We start from the raw sequence: 21,719 nt of genomic DNA on the forward strand, positions 1-21,719 counted from the left end.
CAGGAAGGCGTGACGACCCGCCATGGCACGCTACGAAGGCCGGCACCGCACCCCGGCCCCCGCAGTCCCGCCGCGCAGGGAGACCGCCGGCACCGCCCTCACTGCCACCGGCTCCACCGGCTCCACCGGCGCCACCGGCGCCATCACCGACGGCGCTGCCCGGCGCAGCGCCCGGCACGAGCCGGGCCGCGCGCACCACCCGCACCACTCGAGCACGCGCAAGCGTGTCGTGCGCCCCGTCGTCGCCGGTGCGCTGGCGATCGCCATGGGCGCGTCCGGCTTCGCCTACGCGAAGGCCAACGACCTCCTCGCCGCCGACTCGGCCGCCTTCGTCGTCGGCTCCGGCGTCGCCGCCCAGACCGACGAGATGGCCCGCGCCGCCACGGTCGACACGACCTACCGCGCGGCCGCCTCGGTGTCGCGCAACGAGCGCCGCACCGCGATCGCCGCCGGCGGCGTGCGCACCGCCAGGGAGCTCGAGGCCAAGAAGAAGAAGGCGGCCGCCGAGCAGGCCGAGAAGGCGCGCGAGAAGGCCGCCGAGGCCGCCCGCGAGAAGGAGCGCCAGCGCGTCATCGACAACGCGAAGGACGACCCGAAGGCCGCCGCGCGCCTGCTCATGGTCGACCAGGGCTGGAGCAGCGACGCGCAGTACAACTGCCTCGTCAACCTCTGGACGGGCGAGAGCGACTGGCGCTGGTCGGCGGAGAACGCGAGCTCGGGCGCCTACGGCATCCCGCAGTCGCTGCCGGCCCGCAAGATGGCCCAGTTCGGCGACGACTACCGCACCAACCCGCTGACGCAGATCAAGTGGGGCCTCTGGTACATCAAGATGTCCTACGGCAACCCCTGCAACGCGTGGTCGACGTGGCAGGCGCGCTCGCCCCACTGGTACTGACGGCCTCTGCCCAGGGCCCTCGCCCGATGGCCGCCTCAGATCTTCCGCAGCCGCACCGACCGCACGGCGTGGTTGTCACCCTTGGAGAGCACGAGGCTCGCGCGTGAGCGCGTCGGCAGGATGTTCTCGACGAGGTTGGGCCCGTTGATCTCGCGCCAGATCCGGTTCGCCGTGGCGACGGCCTCCTCGTCGGACAGCACGGCGTACCGGTGGAAGTAGGAGTCCGGGTCGGAGAACGCCGTCTCGCGCAGGCGCAGGAACCGCTCGACGTACCACTTGCGCACGTCGTCGACCCACGCGTCGACGTAGACGGAGAAGTCGAAGAAGTCGCTGACCGCGAGGCCCGTGCCGCGCACCGGGTGCACCTCGGGCGCCTGGAGCACGTTGAGCCCCTCGACGATGAGCACGTCGGGCTGGCGCACGACGATGCGCTCGCCGGGCACGATGTCGTAGGTGAGGTGCGAGTAGACCGGCGCCGACACCTCGGGCTTGCCCGACTTGATCTCGGCGACGAAGCGCAGCAGCGAGATCCGGTCGTAGGACTCCGGGAAGCCCTTGCGCTGCAGCAGGCCGCGGCGCTCCAGCTCGGCGTTCGGCCAGAGGAAGCCGTCGGTCGTCACGAGCGCCACGCGGGGCGTGTCGGGCCAGCGCGCGAGCATCTCGCGCAGGATGCGGGCCGTCGTCGACTTGCCGACCGCGACGGAGCCGGCCACGCCGATGACGAAGGGCGTGCGTGCCGGGCGCTCCCCGAGGAAGTCGCTCGTCACCTGGTGCAGCTGGCGGGTGGCGCCGACGTAGAAGTTGAGCAGGCGCGAGAGGGGGAGGTAGACCTCCTCGACCTCCCTGAGGTCGATGCGGTCACCGAGCCCGCGCAGGCGCGCGAGGTCGGCGTCGTCGAGGTTGAGCGGGTGGTTCTCGCGCAACCGGGACCACGCGGCCCGGTCGAACTCGACGTAGGGCGACGGGAGGGAGGCGCTGCTGCTGCCGCCGCTCGCCTCGTTCCCGCCGGGTCCGCTGGTTGGCTCCGACACGGGCGCCATTCTTGCGGACGGTCGGCCCGCCGTGGCGCGGGGGCCCCACGCGGTCCCTTAGGCTGGCCCTCATGTGTGGAATCGTGGGATACGTCGGGCGCGCGAACGACGGGACGGCGCTCGACGTCGTCATGGAGGGCCTCGCCCGCCTCGAGTACCGCGGCTACGACTCGGCCGGTGTGGCACTGCTCGACGGCGACCACGTCGAGACCCGCAAGAAGTCGGGCAAGCTCGCCAACCTGACGGCCGAGCTCGAGGCCGACCCGCTGCCGTCGTCGACGACCGGCATCGGCCACACCCGCTGGGCCACGCACGGCGGCCCCACCGACCAGAACGCCCACCCGCACCGCGGCGGCGAGGACGGCAAGCTCGCCCTCATCCACAACGGCATCATCGAGAACTTCCACGCCCTCAAGCAGGGCCTGCTCGCCGAGGGCGTCACCTTCACGAGCGAGACCGACACCGAGGTCGTCGCCCACCTCGTGGCCCGCGCCTACGACGCGGAGGGCGACCTCACCGCCGCGATGCGCCGGGTCGTGGCCGACCTCGAGGGCGCCTTCACGCTCCTCGCGATCCACGCCGACCAGCCCGGCGTCGTCGTCGGCGCCCGGCGCAACAGCCCCCTCGTCGTGGGCCTCGGCGACGACGCGAACTACCTCGGCTCCGACGTCGCCGCCTTCATCGGCCACACCCGCCACGCGCTCGAGCTCGCGCAGGACCAGATCGTCACCATCACGCCGGACGGCGCCAGCGTCGTCAACTTCGACGGCACGCCCGCCGAGGGCAAGGCGTACGAGGTGACGTGGGACGCCGCCGCCGCCGAGAAGGGCGGCTTCGCGACCTTCATGGAGAAGGAGATCCACGACCAGCCGCACGCCGTCGCCGACACGCTCCTCGGCCGCACCGACATCGACGGCCGGCTCGTGCTCGACGAGATGAGCATCTCCGAGGAGCAGCTCAAGGCCGTCGACCGGATCACCATCGTCGCCTGCGGCACCGCCGCGTATGCCGGCATGGTGGCCAAGTACGCCATCGAGCACTGGACGCGCATCCCCGTCGAGGTCGCCCTCGCGCACGAGTTCCGCTACTGCGACCCCATCGTCAACGAGCGCACCCTCGTCGTCTCGATCAGCCAGTCGGGCGAGACGATGGACACCCTGATGGCCGTCAAGCACGCCCGCGAGCTCGGTGCCCTCACGGTGTCGGTCTGCAACACGCACGGCTCGACGATCCCCCGCGAGTCCGACGCGGTGCTCTACACGCACGCCGGCCCGGAGATCGCCGTCGCCTCGACGAAGGCCTTCCTCGCCCAGATCACCGCCTGCTACGTGCTCGGCCTCTACCTGGCCCAGCTGCGCGGCGGCTCGTTCGCCGACGACGCGCAGTCGGTGATGAAGGAGCTCGGTGGGGTCCCGGCGAAGATCGAGGCGCTGCTCGGCCAGATGGACCGCGTCAAGGAGATCGCGGGCTTCATGGCCGACACGCGCTCGGTGCTCTTCCTCGGCCGCCACGTCGGCTACCCGATCGCCATGGAGGGCGCGCTCAAGCTCAAGGAGCTCGCCTACATCCACGCCGAGGGATTCGCGGCCGGTGAGCTGAAGCACGGCCCCATCGCCCTCATCGAGCCCGGCCAGCCGGTCTTCGTCGTGGTGCCCTCACCGACGAGCGAGCACGGCCTGCACGGCAAGGTCGTCAGCAACATCCAGGAGATCCGCGCCCGCGGCGCCCGCACCCTCGTCATCGCCGAGGAGGGCGACGAGGCCGTGGTGCCGTTCGCCGACGAGGTCATCCGGGTGCCCGCGACGTCGCCGCTGCTCGCGCCGCTGCTGACCGTCGTGCCGCTGCAGGTCTTCGCGCTGTGGCTCTCGACGGCCAAGGGCCTCGACGTCGACCAGCCGCGCAACCTCGCCAAGTCGGTCACGGTCGAGTGACGTGATCGTCGGGGTCGGCATCGACGTCGTCGACATCGCGCGCTTCGAGCAGACGCTCGAGCGCACGCCGGCGCTGCGCGAGCGTCTCTTCACGCCGGAGGAGCGCGGTCTCGGGATCGCCTCCCTCGCAGCGCGATTCGCCGCCAAGGAGGCGCTCGCCAAGGCGCTCGGCGCGCCCGTCGGGCTGCACTGGACCGACGCGCGCGTCGTCACGAACGACGACGGGCGCCCCTTCCTCGAGATCGGGGGCACCGTGCAGTCGCGCGCCAACGACCTCGGGGTCGACTCGTTCCACCTGTCCCTGTCGCACGACGCCGGTGTGGCGTCGGCCGTCGTCATCGCGGAGGGCTGATGATCCGCGCCCACTCCGTCGACACCGTGCGCGCCGCCGAGGCGGCCGCCATGGCCGAGCTGCCCGAGGGTGAGCTCATGGCCCGCGCCGCGCGCGGGCTCGCCGACGTCGCCACCGCGCGCCTCACCGACAGCGGGGGCACGACGGTCGTCGGCCTCGTGGGTGCGGGCGACAACGGCGGCGACACCCTGTATGCCGTCGCCCACCTCGCTGACGCCGGGTACGCCTGCGCCGTGGTGCTCCTGCCGTCGGCCGGCCGCGACGGCGTGCACGCCGGTGGGCTCGAGGCCGCCGAGGGCGCCGGCGTCATGGTCCACCTCGTCGCGGAGGGCCCCGAGGCGCTCGCCCACGTCGTGGCCGAGGCCGACCTCGTGCTCGACGGCATCGTCGGCATCGGCGGCCGACCCGGCCTGCGGCCCGAGGCGGCGCAGCTCGTCGACGCCGTCGACGACGACGCGTGGGTCCTCGCCGTCGACCTCGCGAGCGGGCTCGACCCGGCGGGGGAGTCCGGTGAGGACGACGCCGTGTGGGCCGACGAGACGGTCACCTTCGGCACGCCCAAGCCCGTGCACCTGCTGCCCGCGGGCGAGGCGGCCACCGGGCGACTCACCGTGGTCGACATCGGCATCGAGGTCGAGGAGGTGCCCGCCGCCGTCGAGCGCCTCGAGTGGGACGACGTCGCAGCGCTCTGGCCCGTGCCCGGCCGCGGTGACGACAAGTACTCGCGCGGCGTGCTCGGCCTCGTCGCGGGCAGCGAGGCCTACCCGGGCGCCGCGGTGCTCAGCGCGACCGCGGCGGCCGAGGCCGGGGTCGGCATGCTCCGCGTCGTCGGCACCCCGACGCCCGTCGGCCTCGTCCACCAGGCCGTGCCCGAGGCCGTCGTCGGCGACGGCCGCGTGCAGGCGTGGGCCGTCGGGCCCGGGCTCGACACCGAGGCGACCGACGCCGACGCCGTGGCCCAGCTCGACGTCGCACGCGCGGCGCTCGCGAGCGACCTGCCCGTCGTCGTCGACGCGGGCGGCCTCGCGCTCGTCGAGGGCCGGCGCGCGGCGCCGACCGTGCTGACGCCGCACGCCGGCGAGCTCGCCCGGCTGCTGACCCGGCTCGGGACCACCGACGGGCAGCAGGGCTCCGGCTCCGCCTCGCCGAGCGCGGCTGGTGACGAGCTGCCAGCCGGTCGTCCCGTCACGGCCGACGACGTCAGGGCCGACCCGCTCCGCCACGCGCGCCGGCTGGCCGCGCTCACCGGGGCGACCGTGCTGCTCAAGGGCGCCACCACCCTCGTCGTCACGCAGGGCCACGCGGTGCGCTCGCAGGCCGACGCGCCGCCGTGGCTCGCGACGGCCGGCGCCGGTGACGTGCTGACGGGGATCGTCGGCACGTTGCTCGCCTCCGGCCTCGAGCCCCACGACGCGGCCGCGCTGGGCACCCTCGTGCACGGCGTCACCGCCGACCGGGTGTCGAACGGCGGCCCGCTGCGGGCGCTCGCGGTCGCCCACGGCATCCGTCCGACGGTGCGCGACCTGCTCGCGCGAGGACGCTCGGCGCCGGCCTGACCACCGGCGCGCCCTGCCCCCGAGACCACCCTGACGACCTGCGAGACTGCACAGATGAGCGAGACCGACGCCACCGAGCCGGCCGTGCCGACCCCGCACGAGTCGGCCACGCGCGGCCGCACCGTCTGGGCCGAGATCGACCTCGCCGCCCTCGAGGCCAACGTGCGCACCCTGCGCGAGCGGGCCTCCGGCGCCGAGTTCATGGCGGTCGTCAAGGCGGACGCCTACGGCCACGGCCTGCTCCCGGTCGCGCGCGCCGCGCTGCGGGCCGGCGCGACCTGGCTCGGCGTGGCCCAGCTGCCCGAGGCCGTGGCGCTGCGCGACGCCGGCATCGGGGCCCGGCTGCTCACCTGGCTCAGCGTGCCGGGCACCGACTTCGCCGCCGCCGTGGCGCGTGACATCGACCTGTCGGCGTCGGCGCCGTGGGTGCTCGACGAGATCGCCGCGGCGGCCCGCTCGCTCGGCCGCACGGCCCGCGTGCACCTCAAGGTCGACACCGGCCTCGGCCGCGGGGGCGCCTACGGCCGCGACTGGACCACGCTCGTGCGCCACGCCCGGCCGCTCGAGGCCGAGGGCGCCGTGCAGGTCGTCGGCATCTGGACGCACTTCGCGCACGCCGACTCGCCCGAGCACCCGACGGTGCTCGCGCAGCAGGAGCGCTTCTTCGAGGCGGTCGCCGAGGCCGAGCAGGCCGGCTGCCGGCCCGAGGTGCGCCACCTCGCGAACTCCGCCGCCACGCTCGTGCACCCCTCCGCCCACGCCGACCTCGTGCGCCCCGGGATCGCGATGTACGGCCTGACCCCCGTGCCCCAGCTCGACGACGACTTCGGGCTGCGGCCCGTCATGACCCTGCGGGCGCGCCTTGCCCTCGTCAAGGGCCTGCCGGCCGGCCAGGGCGTCAGCTACGGCCACGCCTACGTGCCCGCCACCGACACCGTGGTCGGCCTCGTGCCGGCCGGGTATGCCGACGGCGTGCCCCGCGACGCGACGAACGTCGGCCCGCTCCTCGTCGACGGCCGGCGCACGACGATCGCCGGCCGGGTCTGCATGGACCAGTTCGTGGTCGACCTGGGTGCCGGGTCGGGTGCGAGCGCCGGCGACGTCGTCACCCTCTTCGGCGGCGCGCCCGGTGAGCCCACCGCCCAGGACTGGGCCGACGCGACCGGCACGATCAGCTACGAGATCGTCACCCGGCTCGGCGCCCGCGTGCCCCGGCTGCACCTCGGTGCGCCGGACGCCGACGCGAAGGCCGGTGCATGAGCTCGCGGCGCAACCCCGTCATCGGCATCGCGGCCGCCACCCTCGGGGTCGCGGCCGGTGTGGCCGCCGGCATCGCCGCCGACCGGGCCGGCAAGCACCGCGCGGCCATGGCGGCCCTCGAGACCCCCGAGCTGCTCGACATCACGCCCGACGAGGAGCGCGTCGTGCTCACCGACGACGGGGTGGCGCTCCACGTCGAGATCGACCGGCCCGCGCCCGAGGCCGCCCGCGTGGCGGCCGACGGTTCCACGCGCCACGGCCGGCCCGACGAGCTGCCGACCGTCGTGCTGACGCACGGCTACTGCCTCAGCCTGCGCTGCTGGGTCTACCAGCGGCGGGCGCTCAAGGAGGCCGGCTACCGGGTCGTCAGCTGGGACCAGCGCGGCCACGGCCAGTCGGGCCGGGGCGCGCGCGACAGCTACACGATCGACCGGCTCGGCCAGGACCTGCACGCCGTGCTTGCCCAGGTGGTGCCCGACGGCGACCTCGTGCTCGTCGGGCACTCGATGGGCGGCATGACGATGCTCGCGCTCGGCGAGCTGGACCCGGTGCTCGTCGTCGAGCGGGTGGTCGGCGCGGCGTTCGTCGCGACGAGCGCGGGCGGGCTCATGCTCGCCAACGGCGGCCGCGTCGCCACCATGGGCCGGCTCATGCTCGAGCGCCTCGGGCCGGGGGTGCTCGGCTCGCTCAGCCACCGCCCCGAGCTCTTCGGCCGGATGCGGCGGGTGGCCCGCGACCTCGAGCACTTCCTCGTCGAGCAGAACTCGTTCGCCTCGCCGGTGCCTCGCTCGGTCGTGCGCTACACCTCCGACATCCTCCTCGGCACGCCGCTCGACGTCGTCAACGACTACCTGATGACCTTCGACGGCTTCGACAAGCGGCCGGCGCTGCTCGAGTACCGCCACGCGGTCGTGCTCGTCTTCAACGGCCGGGACGACGTGCTCACGCCGCCCGCGCACAGCGAGCTCATCGTCGAGGGCATCCCCGGTGCGGAGCACATCGTCGTCAACGACGCCGGGCACGTCATCATGCTCGAGCACCCCGAGCTGCTCGACGCACACCTCGTGCAGCTCGTCGACCAGTCGGCCCGCGCCCGGGCCGAGCAGATCGAGGTCTCGACGCAGCCCCGCGTGCGCCGGGTCGTCACCGACGTCGCGAAGAACCGCCGCCAGCGCCGCCTCGAGAGCGAGGCCGCCGAGCTCGCCCGTGCGGGTCGGGGCGGGAGGCGCGGGAAGAGCGTCAGGGGCGCCGGCGACGCCGAGGCCGGGAAGGCCGGTACGTCCGCGAAGAGCGGGAAGGCCGGGAAGACCGCGAGGACCGGGAAGACCGCGAAGACCGGGAAGGGTGACGCGGCCGAGCGGAGGACGGGGACGTGAGCGGCGTCGAGCGGTCCGTGACGTGGGCGACGCCGGAGGAGACGCAGGACTTCGGCAGGAGGCTCGGGGCGCTGCTGCGCGGGGGTGACGTGCTCGTGCTGACCGGTGACCTCGGAGCGGGCAAGACGACGCTGACCCAGGGCATCGCCGAGGGCCTGGGCGTGCGCGGCCCGATCACCTCGCCGACCTTCGTCATCGCGCGGGTGCACCCGTCGCTCGTCGGGGGGCCCGCCCTCGTGCACGTCGACGCCTACCGCCTCGGCAGCGCCGTCGAGCTCGACGACCTCGACCTCGACGCCGACCTCGACGCGAGCGTCACCGTCGTCGAGTGGGGCGCCGGGCTGGCCGAGCAGCTGAGCGAGTCGCGGCTCGAGCTGACGATCGCGGGCGAGGACGTGCGCACCACGCGCCTCGTCGGTGTCGGCCCGCGCTGGGGCGCGGTGCTCGACGCGGTCGCGCGGCTCTGACGCCGGCGCGCCGCTCAGGCCCGTCGCGCCGGTGGGCCGATCGACCGGCGGCGGTGGTGGGGCGTCGCCGTCCCTCGGATAGCCTGACCGCGTGCTCCTGCTCGCGATCGACACGTCGACGACCGCCATCACCGTCGCCCTGCACGACGGCAGCTCGGTGGTCGCCGAGGAGACGACCCTCGACGCCCGCGCGCACGCCGAGCACCTCGCACCCGGCATCCGGGCCGTCCTCGGAGCGGTGAGCGCGGAGCCGGGAGACGTCACCGACGTCGTCGCCGGCATCGGGCCCGGGCCGTTCACGGGGCTGCGCGTCGGCATCGTCACCGCCCGCACGTACGCCTTCGCGCTCGGGCTGCCCGTGCGTGGCCTGACCAGTCCTGACGCGATCGCCCACGAGGCGTGGCGCTCCGGGCGGCGCGGCGACCTGCTCGTGGCCACCGACGCGCGCCGCAAGGAGGTCTACGCCGCCGCCTACGCGCTCGGCGACGACGGCGCGGTGCGCACCCTCGACCCCTTCGTGGCGCGGGCGGCCGACCTGGCGCCCGAGCTGCGCGGCCTGCCCACGGCCGGGCGCGGACCCTCCCTCTACCCCGACAGCCTCCCGCACGCCACCGGTCCGCTCGACGTCAGCGCCGGCGCGCTCGCCGACCTCGCCGTGCGCCGGCTCGCGGGCGCTCCCCGCCCGGACGGGGCGCAGCTCCAGCAGGTCGACGCCGGTGGGGGCTTCGACGGCCTCGAGCCGCTCTACCTGCGCCGGCCCGATGCGGCGCCGGCCCCGCCGAGCGCGAAGTCGACGCTCGGATGACCGCGGCCCCGGGTCCCCGCGTCGACGCGGCCTCCGCGCCCGCCGTGCCGCCCGGCCCCACCGAGTCCACCGCGTCCACCGAGTCCACCGTGATCCTGCGCGAGCTCGAGTGGACCGATCTCGCCGTCCTGGCCGGGCTCGAGCAGGTGCTCTTCGCCGACGACGCCTGGTCGGAGGCGACGTGGTGGGCCGAGCTCGCCGGCCGCCCCCGGCGCGACTACGTCGTGGCGCAGGCGCCGGACGGCTCGATCGCCGGGTATGCCGGCCTCGACGTCGCGGGTGACGTGGCCGACGTCATGACCATCGCGACGGTGCCCGCGCACCGCGGCCGCGGCCTCGGTCGGGTGCTGCTCCACGAGCTGCTGCAGCGGGCCCGTCGGCATGGGGTCGAGGCGGTCATGCTCGAGGTGCGCGCCGACAACACCGCCGCCCGCCGGCTCTACGAGAGCGCCGGCTTCGAGGTCGTCTCGGTGCGGCGCCGCTACTACCAACCGGGAGACGTCGACGCCCTCGTGCTGCGTCTCCTCGTCACGGAGGGAGACGCATGAGCGACGAACCGCTCGTCCTCGGCATCGAGACGTCGTGCGACGAGACCGGGGTCGGCATCGTGCACGGCCAGACACTCCTCGTCGACACGGTCGCGAGCAGCGTCGAGGAGCACGCCCGCTTCGGCGGGGTCGTGCCGGAGGTCGCGAGCCGGGCCCACCTCGAGGCCATGGTGCCGACCGTCGAGCGGGCCTGCCGCGAGGCCGGGGTGGCGCTGCGCGACCTCGACGCGATCTCGGTGACCTCGGGCCCGGGACTCGCCGGCGCGCTGCTCGTCGGCGTGGCCTCGGCCAAGGCCCTCGCGGTGGCGCTCGGCAAGCCGCTCTACGGCGTCAACCACCTCGCCTCCCACGTCGCCGTCGACATCGTCGAGCACGGGCCCCTGCCCGAGCCGACGATGGCGATGCTCGTCTCGGGCGGCCACTCCTCGCTGCTGCTCGTGCCCGACGTGACGAACGACGTGCGCTCGCTCGGCGCGACGATGGACGACGCCGCGGGCGAGGCCTTCGACAAAGTCGCTCGCGTGCTGGGTCTGCCCTTCCCGGGCGGGCCCCACGTGGATCGGGCTGCGCGAGAAGGCAATCGGATCGCCATCGACTTCCCGCGTGGCCTGACGACGGGTCGTGACATGGAGCGGCACCGGTTCGACTTCTCGTTCTCCGGGCTCAAGACGGCCGTGGCCCGCTGGGTCGAGACGCGGCAGCGGGCCGGCGAGAGCGTGCCCGTCGCCGACGTCGCCGCGAGCTTCCAGGAGGCGGTCGTCGACGTGCTGACCCGCAAGGCCCTGCTCGCGTGCAAGGAGCACGAGGTCGACCACCTCCTCATCGGCGGTGGGGTCGCGGCGAACTCGCGCCTGCGGGCGCTCGCCGAGGAGCGCTGCGCCAAGGCCGGCGTCACCCTGCGCGTGCCGCGTCCCGGGCTGTGCACCGACAACGGCGCCATGGTGGCCGCCCTCGGCGCGCAGATGGTGGCGAAGGGCCGCGAGCCGAGCGACCTCGGGCTGCCGACCGACTCGTCCATGCCCGTCACCCTCGTGCAGGCCTAGGAGCAGCGGGCGAGGCCCATCCGCAGCTTGAGGTCGACGACGCGGGTCGTGGCGGCCTCGACCTTCGCGGCGAACGCCGGGTCGGCCGCCATCTTCTGGGTGATGGCCTCGTGCATCGTCGGCACGGTGCTGGGGCGCGCGGTGAGCGTGATGTCGCCACCGGCCGCGATGAAGCGCGTGGCCCGCTGGCCCACGGGCACGTCCGCCACGGCCTTCGCGGCGCCGACGTCGTCGGTGATGACGACCCCGTCGTAGGAGAGCCGGTCGCGCAGGAGGCCGGTGACGATCGTCCGGGAGAACGGGGCGTTGGTGCCGGGGTCGATGCGGCTGTAGACGGCCGAGCCGACCATGACGAGCTCGACGCCGTCCTGGATGCCGGTGCGGAAGGGCTCGAGGTAGGGGTCGTCGACCGTCGTCGTGCGGTCGGTGATGCCGGTGGCCGTGACGTCGGTGTTGCCGGTGATCCGGCCGATGCCGGGGAAGTGCTTGACCGTGGAGGCGATCCCGCCGGCCCGCATGCCGGCGACGAAGGCCCCGACCATCCGCGCCACGCGCTCGGGGTCGCTCGAGAACTGGCGGTCGTACTGCCCGATCGGGCCGTTGGCCCGCCCGAGCGACGCCGGGACGGTGTCGGCGACCGGGGCGAGGTTGACGTTGATGCCGGCCGCCCGCAGCTGCCCCGCCCAGCGCGCGGCGTCCGCGGTGAGCGCCTTGGCCGACCCCTCGCCCTGGGTCGTGGCGGACGGCATCCGGCTGAAGCCGTCGCCGCGCAGCTGCTGCACGGCGCCGCCCTCCTGGTCGGCGGCCACGAGCATGCCGAGGCCGGCCGTGTCCTTGGGCGACGCGAGCGAGGCCAGGTGCCGGGTCGTGGCGCGCACCCGGTCGATCCCGTCGCCCCAGCCGCCGAGGAGGATGACGCCGCCGAGGTGGCGCCTCGCGACGAGGGAGTCGAGGCTGGTGCGACTCGCGCCGGCGTCGAGCCCGACCATGAGCAGCTGACCGGCCCGCTCGTCGGCGTCCATGCGGGCCACGAGGGCGGGCGCGCACGAGGACGGTGTGGACCCGGTGGGGGTGCCCGTCACCGTGCCCGTGGGGGTGCTGCTCGCGCCGTCCGACGACGTCGGCACCGAGCTCGGCCCCGACGAGGCCGGCGTGGTCGGGCCCGCGCCGGTGCCGGCCCCGCCGGACTCCGCACCGGTGGCGCCGCCCGGTGACGGCGCGGACGAGCAGGCGGCGGTGAGAGCCGTGGCGGCCACGAGCGTCACGAGCCGGAGGCGGGTCGGGGGACGGCGTCGACGGGGCTGCGCGGGCATCGCTCGAGCGTATCCCGGGCGGCTGGGAGCGACCGCCCGGTACCGTGCCCGCTGTGACGACCGACCCGATCGCAGCCCCGATCCCCGCACCGGACCCCGCACCGGCCTCGGCAGCGAACGCTGCAGCGAGCGCCCGGCCCTCGGCCGAGCCGAGCGCCGCCGACGGCCCGCTGCCGCGTCCCGTGCCCGTCGTGCTCGACGTCGACACGGGCGTCGACGACGCGTGCGCGCTCCTGCTCGCCGCGCTGCACCCCGGCCTCGACCTGCGCGCCGTGACCTGCGTCGGCGGCAACGCCCCCGTCGACGACGTCGTGCGCAACACCCTGCTCGTGCTCGAGACGGCCGGGCGGGCCGACGTGCCGGTCGCGCGTGGCGCCGACCGTCCCCTCCTCGAGCGACCGGTCGACGCCCGGCACGTGCACGGCGAGGACGGCATGGGCGAGCTGGGCTGGGGGCCGGCCGCCCACGACCCCGACCCGCGCCACGCCGTCGAGCTGCTCCGCGACGTCTGTCGCGAGGCGGCACGGGCGGGCCGTCCCGTCACCCTCGTGCCGCTGGCGCCGCTGACGAACATCGCCCTGCTCCTGCGCACGTATCCGGATGTGGCGCAGGGCATCTCACGCATCATCTTCATGGGCGGCGCGGCGAACGTCGGCAACGCGACGGCGTCGGCGGAGTTCAACGTCTTCCACGACCCGGAGGCCGCGGCCGTCGTGCTCGACGCCGCGGCCGACCTCGGCATCGCGGTGACGATGTACGGCCTCGACGTCTTCTACGAGCCGGTCGTCGACCGGGCGCTCGCCGCCGAGCTCGTGGCCGTCGGGGGTCGCGGCCCGGCCGAGCTGGGCGGGCGCCTGCTCGAGTTCCAGCACGAGCGCTTCGCCCGCGAGGCGTCGACCATCGGCGACGCCGGCGCCGTCTGCGCCGTGCTCGCCCCCGAGGGCCTGACGACCGAGAGCCTGCCGCTCCGCGTCGAGCTGGCCGGGGCGTGGTCGCGCGGACGCACCATCGTCGACCGGAGGGACTGGACGGGAGACATGGCGCACGACCCGCACGGCGAGGCCCCGGTGCGCATCGACGTCGCCCTCGAGGTCGACGGGGAGCGCTACGCCAGGCTCTGGGCCGACACGCTGCTCGGCGCGGGGGAGCGGTCCTGATGGGGCGCGTCGCGGTGCTCGGCTCGCTCAACGTCGACGTCGTCACCCTCGTCGAGCGGCACCCGCTGCCCGGCGAGACGCTGCTCGGTGAGGACGGCGGCCGGTTCGCCGGCGGGAAGGGCGGCAACCAGGCCGCGGCCGCCGCCCGGGCGGGGGCCGACGTCGCGATGCTCGCGCGGGTCGGCGACGACGGGCCCGGGCGCTCCTACGTCGAGCGGCTCCGGCGGCTCGGCATCGACACCTCCGAGGTGTCCACGAGCCCGGGCGCGCCCACGGGCACCGCCTACATCACCGTCGACGAGGAGGGCGAGAACGCCATCATCGTCGTGGCGGGGGCGAACGGCGAGCACGACGAGTCGCTCGTCGCGGCCGCCGGTCGGCTCGGTTCGGGCGACGTGCTGCTCTGCTCGCTCGAGGTCGACCTCGACACGGTGGCGGCCGCCTGCCGCGCCGCCGCCGCAGCGGGAGCCACCGTCGTCGTCAACCTCGCCCCGTATGCCGCGCTCCCGCCCGACGTCGTCGCGCTCGCCGACCCCGTGGTGGTCAACGAGTCGGAGATGCGCGAGCTCGCCGACTCCGACCTCGTGCCGGGGTCGCTGCTCGTGACCTTCGGGGCGGCCGGGGCGCGCTGGGGGATGGACGGCGTCGACGGCATACCCGTGGCGAAGCGCGACCTCGGTGACACCGTGGGGGCCGGAGACGCCTTCTGCGGCGCGCTCGCCGCGGCCCTCGCGTCCGGTGCCGACCGCCGACGAGCGCTGGAGGCCGCCAACGCCGCGGGCGCGGCCGCGGTGCGCTGGGTCGGGGCCCAACCGGACGCTGCCCTCTGATCGACGGCGGCTGCAGCAACGCGTACCTTGCGCGTTACGTAACTTGAGAGTTACGCTTTTGCCATGAACGGCACCTGGGAGGCGTTGGCCGACCCGACACGACGGAGCATCGTCGAGCACCTCGCGAGCGGGGAGCTGACGGCCGGCGAGGTCGCGGCACGGTTCGACGCGGCCCGGCCGGGCATCTCGCGCCACCTGCGCGTGCTGCGGGAGGCCGGGGTCGTCGAGGCGCAGGAGCGGGGGCGCCAGCGCGTCTACCGCCTCGCGCCGGCCGCGCTCGACGAGCTCGAGCAGTGGTGCCGCGACGTCCGCACGTTCTGGGGGCAGCGCCTCGACGCCCTCGACACCGAGATCGCCCGCGGCGCGCGGGCCAGGCGAGAGGAGCAGGCATGAGCGAGCTGACCGAAATGCTGGGCCGCATCGAGCGCGACGGCGAGGGGGTGGCCGCCGTCTTCGACCGCCGCTACGCGACCTCGACCGACGACCTCTGGGAGGCCTGCACCGACCCCGAGCGGCTGGCGCGGTGGTTCGCGCCGGTGACCGGCGACCTGCGCCCCGGGGGTGCCTTCACGATCCACTTCGACGACGCCGACACCCCGTCGTGCCGGGTCGTCTCGTGCGAGCGGCCCACCCGCCTGGTCTGGGAGTGGCCCGTCGGCGGCGCGGCGACCCTCGTGACGGTGGAGCTCGTCGCCGAGGGTGACGAAGCGCGGCTGCGGCTGCGGCACGAGCGCCTCGGCGACCAGCAGGCGGCGGGGTATGCCGCGGGCTGGGACACCTACGTGCGCCGCCTCGAGGCCGACCTCGACGGCGCCGCCCTGCCCGAGTGGGACGAGACGTGGAGCGCGCTGCACGAGCGCTACCGCAGCGCCTGAGCCGGTCGGCTGGGCGCGCCCGGTCCGGTGGAGCGTGCTCGGTCCGGTGGAGCGTGCTCGGTCCGGTGGAGCGTGCTCGGTCCGGTGGAAGATCACCGGACCGGGGCCAGGTGGGCGGACTCAGGCGGGCGGACTCAGGTGGGCGGACTCAGGCGGGCGGACTCAGGCGGGCGCGACGACGAGGGCGACCTGGCCGCCGCCGACCCGGGTCAGCACGAGGGTCGCCTCGGAGCCGCCCCGACCCCTGCCGGTCATCTTCAGCTGCCGGCGCAGCTGGTCGGCGTCGAGGGTGACGCCCCGCTTCTTGATCGTCACGCGGTCGTGGCCGTGGTCGCGCAGCCACCGGGCGAGGTGCTTCGTCGAGAGCGGCATGGCCTCGAGCACGCGGAACCGCCGCGCCCACGCGACCTCGTGCGCCGCTCGGCTGCTGACGTAGCCGACGCCCCCCGCGAGCTCCGCGCCCTCGACAGCGTCGACGAGGGCCCCGGTGAGCCCGGCCCGGATGACGGCGCGGTCGGGCTCGTAGAGCCACTCGCCCACCTCGGCGACCGAGCCGAGGGGCGGCCGACGCGTGCCCTCCTCGGCGTCGGCCTCGGTCACGAGCCACGTCGACGCCTCGGTCGCGACCGAGGCCGTGCGGCCCGGCGTCGTCGCGAGCGGCCCCCACCAGACCGCGCACTCGAGCACCTCGCCGTTCCACGAGGTCCACTGCGCCTCGGTGCCCGGCGGCAGTGCGCGGTGGGGGAAGGCGGGGGAGAGCTTGGCCCCGGTCGCCGGCACCCGGGCGGCGAAGGCCTGCACCTGCTGCCACGACGGCGAGATCGCGTCGAGGGAGAAGACGCGCTTCGTGCGGCCGCTGATGTCGGCCACCCCGCTCACGCGGCGGGCGGGGTCGAGCCACAGCCCGAGGTGGCTGGGCCCCGCGACGTCGGGGAGGCATACGTCCTCCGCGAGCCCGTGGGTGACGTGGGCCGACGGCCAGTGCCGCAGGTTGACGGCCGCGACGCGCGCGGTGACGTCGTCGGCGTCGACCGCGTGGACGGTGAGGTCGAGGCCGGCGAGCGCCATGGCGTCGGCGCCCACCCCGCACCCGAGGTCGTGCACCTCACGGATGCCGGCGGCGGCGTACCGGTGCGCGTGGCGGGCAGCGACGGGCAGGCGGGTGGCCTGCTCGAGGCCGTCTGGGGTGAAGAGCATGCCGGCGGCGAACTCACCGAACTTGTCGGCCGCGCGCGCCCGCAGCCGCGACTGGGTCAGGGCAGCAGCCACGAGGTCGGCGGCGAAGCCCGCGTCGCGGAGCCGTCCCTGCAGCCCCAGCGAGGCCGCCTCGTCGTAGGGCGGCAGCGACTGCAGCAGGGCCCATCCCTCGCCCGCGGACAGGCGGTCGACCATCGCGGCGTCCATGACGCCATCCTCGCAGCCTCGCGGGGACGACGAGTATTGGCACTCGACTTGACCGAGTGCTAACGGCAAACCTAGATTTGCTCGTGTTGGCACTCTCGCACCGAAAGTGCCAGCGTCCTCCTCGAGTTCGGTCGACCCCCGCGACGGCGGCCAGCCTCGAAGAGCCCCAGTCCGCAGTTCCATTCCGACTGTCCCGAAGGGAAGGTCACCACCGTGTCGGTTTCCATCAAGCCGCTCGAAGACCGCATCGTCGTCAAGTCCCTCGAGGCCGAGCAGACCACCGCGTCCGGCCTCGTCATCCCGGACACGGCCAAGGAGAAGCCCCAGGAGGGCGAGGTCCTCGCCGTCGGTCCCGGCCGCTTCAACGAGAACGGCTCGGAGCGCGTGCCGCTCGACGTCAAGGTCGGCGACAAGGTCATCTACAGCAAGTACGGCGGCACCGAGGTCAAGTACGGCGGCGAGGAGTACCTCATCCTCTCCGCGCGCGACGTCCTCGCGATCGTCGGCTGACCCAGCCGTATGCCGTGAACGCACCCCGGTGAGCCCCGCTGGGGCCTCGCCGGGGTGCGTCTCGTTTGACCCGGGTCCTTCCCGGAAGACCAAGAACCACAACGCAACCCGAGCCAAAGGAACATCATGGCCAAGCAGCTGGAGTTCGACGACTCCGCCCGCAAGTCGCTCGAGCGCGGCGTCAACGCGCTCGCCAACGCCGTCAAGGTGACGCTCGGCCCCAAGGGCCGCAACGTCGTCATCGACAAGAAGTGGGGCGCCCCCACGATCACGAACGACGGCGTCACCATCGCCCGCGAGATCGAGCTCGAGGACCCCTACGAGAACCTCGGCGCCCAGCTCGCCAAGGAGGTCGCGACCAAGACGAACGACGTCGCCGGTGACGGCACGACGACCGCCACGGTCCTCGCCCAGGCCATGGTCAAGGAGGGCCTGCGCAACGTCGCCGCCGGCGCCGCCCCGGCCGCGCTCAAGCGCGGCATGGACAAGGCCGTCACCGCGGTCAACGACCGCCTGCTCGAGAACGCCCGCGAGGTCGACGGCAAGGACGAGGTCGCCTCCGTCGCGACGCTCTCCGCCCAGGACGCCACCCTCGGTGGCCTCATCGGCGAGGCGTTCGACAAGGTCGGCAAGGACGGCGTCATCACCGTCGAGGAGTCCTCGACGACGGCGACCGAGCTCGAGTTCACCGAGGGCATGCAGTTCGACAAGGGCTACCTCTCGGCCTACTTCGTCACCGACACCGAGCGCATGGAGACCGTCCTCGAGGACGCCTACATCCTCATCAACCAGGGCAAGATCTCGGCCGTGGCCGAGGTGCTCCCGGTCCTCGAGAAGGTCGTGCAGTCGGGCAAGCCGCTGCTCATCATCGCCGAGGACGTCGACGGCGAGGCCCTCTCGACGCTCGTCGTCAACAAGATCCGCGGCACGTTCAACGTCGCCGCCGTCAAGGCCCCCGGCTTCGGCGACCGCCGCAAGGCGATGCTCCAGGACATCGCCGTGCTCACCGGCGGTCAGGTCATCGCGCCCGAGGTCGGGCTCAGCCTCGACCAGGCCGACCTCACGGTGCTCGGCCAGGCCCGTCGCGTCGTGCTCACCAAGGACGACACGACGATCATCGACGGCGCCGGCGAGCAGTCCGAGGTGACCGGCCGCGTTAACCAGATCAAGGCCGAGATCGAGCGCACCGACTCCGACTGGGACCGCGAGAAGCTCCAGGAGCGCCTCGCCAAGCTCGCCGGTGGCGTCTGCGTCATCAAGGTGGGTGCCCACACCGAGGTCGAGCTCAAGGAGAAGAAGCACCGCATCGAGGACGCCATCTCCGCGACGCGCGCTGCCATCGAGGAGGGCATCGTCGCCGGTGGCGGCACCGCCCTCATCCACGCCGCGACGGCCATCGACGCCCTCGAGCTGACCGGTGACGAGGCCACGGGTGCGACCATCGTGCGCAAGGCTGTCGCCGAGCCGCTCCGCTGGATCGCCGAGAACGCGGGCCTGCAGGGCTACGTCGTCACCTCGAAGGTCGCCGAGCTGCCGCTCGGCCAGGGCCTCAACGCGGCCACCGGCGAGTACGGCGACCTCATCGCCGCCGGTGTCATCGACCCGGTCAAGGTGACGCGCTCCGCGCTGCGCAACGCCGAGTCGATCGCGTCGATGATCCTCACGACCGACACGCTCGTCGTCGACAAGCCGGAGGAGGAGCCCGAGGCCGGCGGCCACGGGCACGGTCACGGCCACTGAGCCGCATCGCACGGCGCGTGAGCGCCGACGGCGACAGGCGCCGTGAGCGGCGCCGGAGCTGACGAAGGGCCGCTCCCCGAGAGGGGAGCGGCCCTTCGTGCGTCGGTGGTGCGTCGGTGCCGCTGGAGGCCGGTGGAGGCCGGTGAAGGTCTGGCGGGACCCTGGGGGTGCGGCGTCAGGAGGCTTCCTGGATGCCGCCGTAGAGCACCTCGCGCTCGTTCTCGGTCAGGCCGCCCCAGACGCCGTAGGGCTCGCGCACCTCGAGGGCGTGCGACCGGCACTGGGTCAGCACGGGGCAGGCCGCGCAGACGGCCTTGGCCTGGGCGTCACGGTTGCGCCGCCGCGGGCCGCGCTCACCCTCGGGGTGGAAGAAGACCTCGGGGCTGACGCCGCGGCAGGCCCCGTCCAGCTGCCAGTCCCAGAGGTCGGCTACCGGTCCGGGCAAGCGGGTGATCTCGGCCATGAACTCGTCTCTCGCGTCGGGCGGCTCAGCCGCCAGGTCGTGTCGGCCGCCTGCGGACGGAGGTCCGCAGGGCCGCAGATCGACGCTAACCGGGCGCTCGACCCGGGATAAAGGTCACGTGGTTCAAGACTTGTTCAAGACTTGGCCTGCCGTTGGGATGGTCGGCGTCTGGTGCCCCGGCCCGGACCGCCGCCGGATGCGTGACCGCCCGTCACGTCGCCGGCACGACGTGGGGCAGCTCGCCCGGGAGCACGCGGGCACCTCCACGGGTGCATCGACGGGTGCCTCGACGAGTGACTCGTCCCACCACCCGGGGAGGCGGTGCGCCACTAGCATGGGCCAGCGCCGACGGGGACGACCCCGGGCGGGCAGGTCTGGCACGGCACGCACGAGCGACGAGAGAGCTTCGGGGGATCGGCACGGATGGCGCACGAGGAGCCGGGACGCGGCGGCGTAACGCCGGGCGCCCGGGACGCGATGGGGCGGGTGGACGCACCCCCGCTCCGCGAGCTGGCGAGGTGCGCCGTCCGGGACCCGGACGCGCGCGACCTGCTGCTGGCCCGCGTCCGCGAGATGGCCGTGCGGTACGCGCGCGTCCGCCTCGGTCGCTTCGGCGCCGAGGACACGGCCCAGGACGTCGCCCAGGAGGTGTGCATGGCGCTCGTCACCGCCCTGCCGACGTACGAGGAGCGCGGCGTGCCCTTCGAGGCCTTCGTCTACACGATCACCGCCCGCAAGCTCGCCGACGCGCAGCGCTCGGCCATGCGCGCCCCGACGCCGGTCGCGGAGGTGCCCGACGCCACCGACGAGGGGCCGACGCCCGAGTCGGTCGCCGTCCTGCGCGACGACGCGTCGGCCGCGCTCGCGCTCATGCAGACGCTCCCCGCGCAGCAGCGCGAGATCCTCACCCTGCGGGTCGCCGTGGGCATGTCGACCGACGAGACGGCTGCCGCCCTCGGCATGACGACGGGCGCAGTGCGGGTGGCGCAGCACCGGGCGCTCGCCAAACTGCGGACCCTGCTCGCCCAGGCCGAGGCGGGTGACGTGGCATGAACGACCCCACGCCGATGAGCGACCTCGTCGCCGACGACCTCCTCCTCGACCGGCTCGCCGGTCGGATCGACGCCGGCACCGAGCCCGTGGCACAGATGCTCTCCGCGCTCGCCGGGCACGCGGACGCGCCGTTGCCGGGCCGCACCCCGCGGCGCCGCATCGGGCGGCGTCCGCACCGCTACCTCGGAGCGTTCGCCGCGCTGGCCGTCGGGGCCTCGGGCGCGGGCGTGGCCGCCGCGGTCGGCCTGCCCGACGCCGTGCTCGACCGGGTCGAGCGCAGCCCGATCGGACGGCCGTACGAACCCGTCGTGCGTGGCGCGCGCCCCGGCCCGGATGCCGTGGGCGGGGCTGCCGCTGCCCCGGACCGAGGCGACACCGGCACCCCCCGCGGCACCGGCAGCAGCACGGGCACCGGCACCCGGCCGACGGCACCCGTCGAACAGCCGGGCGGCAGCCTCCTCGTCGAGGCCCGGCCGGCATCGCCCGTCGTCCTCGTCCGCGTGCCGGGCGCGACGCTCGCCGTCACGCCCGAGGCGCTGCCGCACCGGCTGCCCGGAGTCGCGGCCACGCCGGCCACGCCTGCCGAGTCCGCCAAGTCCGCCAAGGCGAAGAAGCCCGCCAAGTCCGCCAAGGCGAAGAAGCCCGCCACGCCCGCCAAGGCGACCACGCCGGCCAAGCCCGCCAAGTCCGCCAAGGCGGGGAAACCCGGGTCGGAGGACCCGGCGACGTCCGGGGGGACCGGCGAGCCGGGCGACGCCGCCCGGCGCGCCGTGCCCGCCGACCCGGCCACCCCGGAGAAGCCGAAGCAGGCCGAGAAGCCCACCAAGCCCACCAAGCCCACCAAGCCCACCAAGCCCACCAAGCCCACCAAGCCCACCAAGCCCGAGAAGCCCACCACGCCGGCCGAGCCCACCACGCCCGCCGAGCCGGCCACGCCGGCCGAGCCGGCCACGCCGGCCGAGCCGGCCACGCCGGCCGAGCCGACGGCGCCGGAGCAGCCCGTGGAGCCCGGGCACCCGACCGGCCCCGGCGGCTCGGGATCCGCAGACCCGCACCCCGGCGCGACCACCTCGTGACGCGGGTTCGGAGCCTCGTGCGCGAGACCGTAGA

22 protein-coding genes are annotated in these 21,719 nt (G+C 74.6%); 18 read left to right on the forward strand and 4 right to left on the reverse strand.

Features of this window, described 5'->3' with window-relative positions; translation table 11 throughout:
- Positions 1-22: 22 nt before the first annotated feature.
- Entirely contained in the window at positions 23-895 is an 873-nt protein-coding gene (locus tag ABT295_RS18105; RefSeq protein ID WP_352395788.1) for an aggregation-promoting factor C-terminal-like domain-containing protein, read from the forward strand.
- 35 nt (positions 896-930) lie between these two features.
- On the opposite strand, the gene coaA is transcribed toward ABT295_RS18105, so the two are convergent.
- Entirely contained in the window at positions 931-1,935 is a 1,005-nt protein-coding gene (gene coaA / locus ABT295_RS18110) for a type I pantothenate kinase (RefSeq protein ID WP_352395789.1), read from the reverse strand.
- 62 nt (positions 1,936-1,997) lie between these two features.
- On the opposite strand from coaA, the gene glmS reads away from it, so the two are divergent.
- The 9 genes from glmS to tsaD all read left to right on the forward strand — a co-directional run bounded on the left by glmS (position 1,998) and on the right by tsaD (position 11,264).
- Positions 1,998-3,857: a glutamine--fructose-6-phosphate transaminase (isomerizing) gene (glmS, locus tag ABT295_RS18115; RefSeq protein ID WP_352395790.1), complete on the forward strand. Its 1,860-nt coding sequence runs from the start codon at positions 1,998-2,000 to the stop codon at positions 3,855-3,857.
- A 1-nt stretch (position 3,858) separates the two neighbouring features.
- Positions 3,859-4,209, forward strand: coding sequence for a holo-ACP synthase (locus tag ABT295_RS18120; RefSeq protein ID WP_352395791.1), 351 nt, complete (start codon positions 3,859-3,861; stop codon positions 4,207-4,209).
- Positions 4,209-5,765, forward strand: a complete 1,557-nt coding sequence (locus tag ABT295_RS18125; protein ID WP_352395792.1) for a bifunctional ADP-dependent NAD(P)H-hydrate dehydratase/NAD(P)H-hydrate epimerase — start codon at positions 4,209-4,211, stop codon at positions 5,763-5,765. Before ABT295_RS18120 ends, ABT295_RS18125 begins: the two co-directional genes overlap by 1 nt.
- Before the next feature lie 54 nt (positions 5,766-5,819).
- Entirely contained in the window at positions 5,820-7,025 is a 1,206-nt protein-coding gene (gene alr, locus ABT295_RS18130; protein ID WP_352395793.1) for an alanine racemase, read from the forward strand.
- Complete coding sequence (locus ABT295_RS18135) at positions 7,022-8,401, forward strand: alpha/beta fold hydrolase (protein WP_352395794.1); 1,380 nt, start codon at positions 7,022-7,024, stop codon at positions 8,399-8,401. The genes alr and ABT295_RS18135 overlap by 4 nt, the downstream gene beginning before the upstream one ends.
- Positions 8,398-8,868, forward strand: a complete 471-nt coding sequence (tsaE, locus tag ABT295_RS18140; RefSeq protein WP_352395795.1) for a tRNA (adenosine(37)-N6)-threonylcarbamoyltransferase complex ATPase subunit type 1 TsaE — start codon at positions 8,398-8,400, stop codon at positions 8,866-8,868. Before ABT295_RS18135 ends, tsaE begins: the two co-directional genes overlap by 4 nt.
- 91 nt (positions 8,869-8,959) lie before the next feature.
- Positions 8,960-9,673, forward strand: a complete 714-nt coding sequence (gene tsaB / locus ABT295_RS18145; protein WP_352395796.1) for a tRNA (adenosine(37)-N6)-threonylcarbamoyltransferase complex dimerization subunit type 1 TsaB — start codon at positions 8,960-8,962, stop codon at positions 9,671-9,673.
- A complete protein-coding gene (gene rimI, locus ABT295_RS18150) occupies positions 9,670-10,221 on the forward strand; it encodes a ribosomal protein S18-alanine N-acetyltransferase (protein ID WP_352395797.1) in 552 nt (183 codons plus the stop codon). The genes tsaB and rimI overlap by 4 nt, the downstream gene beginning before the upstream one ends.
- Entirely contained in the window at positions 10,218-11,264 is a 1,047-nt protein-coding gene (gene tsaD, locus ABT295_RS18155; protein ID WP_352395798.1) for a tRNA (adenosine(37)-N6)-threonylcarbamoyltransferase complex transferase subunit TsaD, read from the forward strand. The genes rimI and tsaD overlap by 4 nt, the downstream gene beginning before the upstream one ends.
- Here the strand turns inward: tsaD and ABT295_RS18160 are convergent.
- A complete protein-coding gene (locus tag ABT295_RS18160; RefSeq protein ID WP_352395799.1) occupies positions 11,261-12,577 on the reverse strand; it encodes a glycoside hydrolase family 3 N-terminal domain-containing protein in 1,317 nt (438 codons plus the stop codon). The genes tsaD and ABT295_RS18160 overlap by 4 nt on opposite strands.
- 53 nt (positions 12,578-12,630) lie before the next feature.
- Between ABT295_RS18160 and ABT295_RS18165 the strand changes: the two genes are divergently transcribed.
- The 4 genes from ABT295_RS18165 (at position 12,631) to ABT295_RS18180 (ending at position 15,439) form a co-directional block, all read left to right on the forward strand.
- The gene (locus ABT295_RS18165) at positions 12,631-13,734 is read left to right on the forward strand and encodes a nucleoside hydrolase (RefSeq protein WP_352395800.1); all 1,104 of its coding nucleotides are present in this window, start codon (positions 12,631-12,633) and stop codon (positions 13,732-13,734) included.
- The gene (locus tag ABT295_RS18170) at positions 13,734-14,564 is read left to right on the forward strand and encodes a PfkB family carbohydrate kinase (protein WP_352395801.1); all 831 of its coding nucleotides are present in this window, start codon (positions 13,734-13,736) and stop codon (positions 14,562-14,564) included. Before ABT295_RS18165 ends, ABT295_RS18170 begins: the two co-directional genes overlap by 1 nt.
- 63 nt (positions 14,565-14,627) lie before the next feature.
- Positions 14,628-14,957, forward strand: a complete 330-nt coding sequence (locus ABT295_RS18175; RefSeq protein WP_352395802.1) for an ArsR/SmtB family transcription factor — start codon at positions 14,628-14,630, stop codon at positions 14,955-14,957.
- Positions 14,954-15,439 carry an SRPBCC family protein gene (locus ABT295_RS18180; RefSeq protein ID WP_352395803.1) on the forward strand — a complete coding sequence of 162 codons (486 nt, stop codon included), beginning with the start codon at positions 14,954-14,956 and terminating at the stop codon, positions 15,437-15,439. Before ABT295_RS18175 ends, ABT295_RS18180 begins: the two co-directional genes overlap by 4 nt.
- Positions 15,440-15,601: 162 nt before the next feature.
- On the opposite strand, the gene ABT295_RS18185 is transcribed toward ABT295_RS18180, so the two are convergent.
- On the reverse strand, positions 15,602-16,843 hold the full coding sequence (locus ABT295_RS18185; RefSeq protein ID WP_352395804.1) for a class I SAM-dependent methyltransferase: 1,242 nt from the start codon (positions 16,841-16,843) through the stop codon (positions 15,602-15,604).
- Positions 16,844-17,056: 213 nt separating this feature from the next.
- On the opposite strand from ABT295_RS18185, the gene groES reads away from it, so the two are divergent.
- On the forward strand, positions 17,057-17,353 hold the full coding sequence (gene groES, locus ABT295_RS18190; RefSeq protein ID WP_345506596.1) for a co-chaperone GroES: 297 nt from the start codon (positions 17,057-17,059) through the stop codon (positions 17,351-17,353).
- Positions 17,354-17,479: 126 nt separating this feature from the next.
- Positions 17,480-19,093 (forward strand): chaperonin GroEL, encoded by a 1,614-nt coding sequence (gene groL / locus ABT295_RS18195; RefSeq protein WP_352395805.1) that lies wholly within the window; start codon positions 17,480-17,482, stop codon positions 19,091-19,093.
- Between the two features lie 175 nt (positions 19,094-19,268).
- On the opposite strand, the gene ABT295_RS18200 is transcribed toward groL, so the two are convergent.
- Positions 19,269-19,556, reverse strand: a complete 288-nt coding sequence (locus ABT295_RS18200; RefSeq protein WP_352395806.1) for a WhiB family transcriptional regulator — start codon at positions 19,554-19,556, stop codon at positions 19,269-19,271.
- Between the two features lie 477 nt (positions 19,557-20,033).
- Between ABT295_RS18200 and ABT295_RS18205 the strand changes: the two genes are divergently transcribed.
- A complete protein-coding gene (locus ABT295_RS18205) occupies positions 20,034-20,609 on the forward strand; it encodes a sigma-70 family RNA polymerase sigma factor (protein WP_352395947.1) in 576 nt (191 codons plus the stop codon).
- Complete coding sequence (locus ABT295_RS18210; RefSeq protein ID WP_352395807.1) at positions 20,606-21,685, forward strand: hypothetical protein; 1,080 nt, start codon at positions 20,606-20,608, stop codon at positions 21,683-21,685. The genes ABT295_RS18205 and ABT295_RS18210 overlap by 4 nt, the downstream gene beginning before the upstream one ends.
- Positions 21,686-21,719: the final 34 nt, after the last annotated feature.

The organism is Terrabacter sp. NPDC000476 (assembly GCF_040300125.1).
Taxonomy (GTDB): Bacteria; Actinomycetota; Actinomycetes; order Actinomycetales; family Dermatophilaceae; genus Terrabacter.

Coding starts and splice junctions, on each gene's coding strand:
- ABT295_RS18105 (WP_352395788.1), top strand. CDS start 23: ATGGCACGCTACGAAGGCCGGCACCGCACCCCGGCCCCCGCAGTCCCG.
- coaA (WP_352395789.1), bottom strand. CDS start 1,935: ATGGCGCCCGTGTCGGAGCCAACCAGCGGACCCGGCGGGAACGAGGCG.
- glmS (WP_352395790.1), top strand. CDS start 1,998: ATGTGTGGAATCGTGGGATACGTCGGGCGCGCGAACGACGGGACGGCG.
- ABT295_RS18125 (WP_352395792.1), top strand. CDS start 4,209: ATGATCCGCGCCCACTCCGTCGACACCGTGCGCGCCGCCGAGGCGGCC.
- alr (WP_352395793.1), top strand. CDS start 5,820: ATGAGCGAGACCGACGCCACCGAGCCGGCCGTGCCGACCCCGCACGAG.
- ABT295_RS18135 (WP_352395794.1), top strand. CDS start 7,022: ATGAGCTCGCGGCGCAACCCCGTCATCGGCATCGCGGCCGCCACCCTC.
- rimI (WP_352395797.1), top strand. CDS start 9,670: ATGACCGCGGCCCCGGGTCCCCGCGTCGACGCGGCCTCCGCGCCCGCC.
- tsaD (WP_352395798.1), top strand. CDS start 10,218: ATGAGCGACGAACCGCTCGTCCTCGGCATCGAGACGTCGTGCGACGAG.
- ABT295_RS18160 (WP_352395799.1), bottom strand. CDS start 12,577: ATGCCCGCGCAGCCCCGTCGACGCCGTCCCCCGACCCGCCTCCGGCTC.
- ABT295_RS18170 (WP_352395801.1), top strand. CDS start 13,734: ATGGGGCGCGTCGCGGTGCTCGGCTCGCTCAACGTCGACGTCGTCACC.
- ABT295_RS18175 (WP_352395802.1), top strand. CDS start 14,628: ATGAACGGCACCTGGGAGGCGTTGGCCGACCCGACACGACGGAGCATC.
- ABT295_RS18180 (WP_352395803.1), top strand. CDS start 14,954: ATGAGCGAGCTGACCGAAATGCTGGGCCGCATCGAGCGCGACGGCGAG.
- ABT295_RS18185 (WP_352395804.1), bottom strand. CDS start 16,843: ATGGACGCCGCGATGGTCGACCGCCTGTCCGCGGGCGAGGGATGGGCC.
- groL (WP_352395805.1), top strand. CDS start 17,480: ATGGCCAAGCAGCTGGAGTTCGACGACTCCGCCCGCAAGTCGCTCGAG.
- ABT295_RS18200 (WP_352395806.1), bottom strand. CDS start 19,556: ATGGCCGAGATCACCCGCTTGCCCGGACCGGTAGCCGACCTCTGGGAC.
- ABT295_RS18205 (WP_352395947.1), top strand. CDS start 20,034: ATGGGGCGGGTGGACGCACCCCCGCTCCGCGAGCTGGCGAGGTGCGCC.
- ABT295_RS18210 (WP_352395807.1), top strand. CDS start 20,606: ATGAACGACCCCACGCCGATGAGCGACCTCGTCGCCGACGACCTCCTC.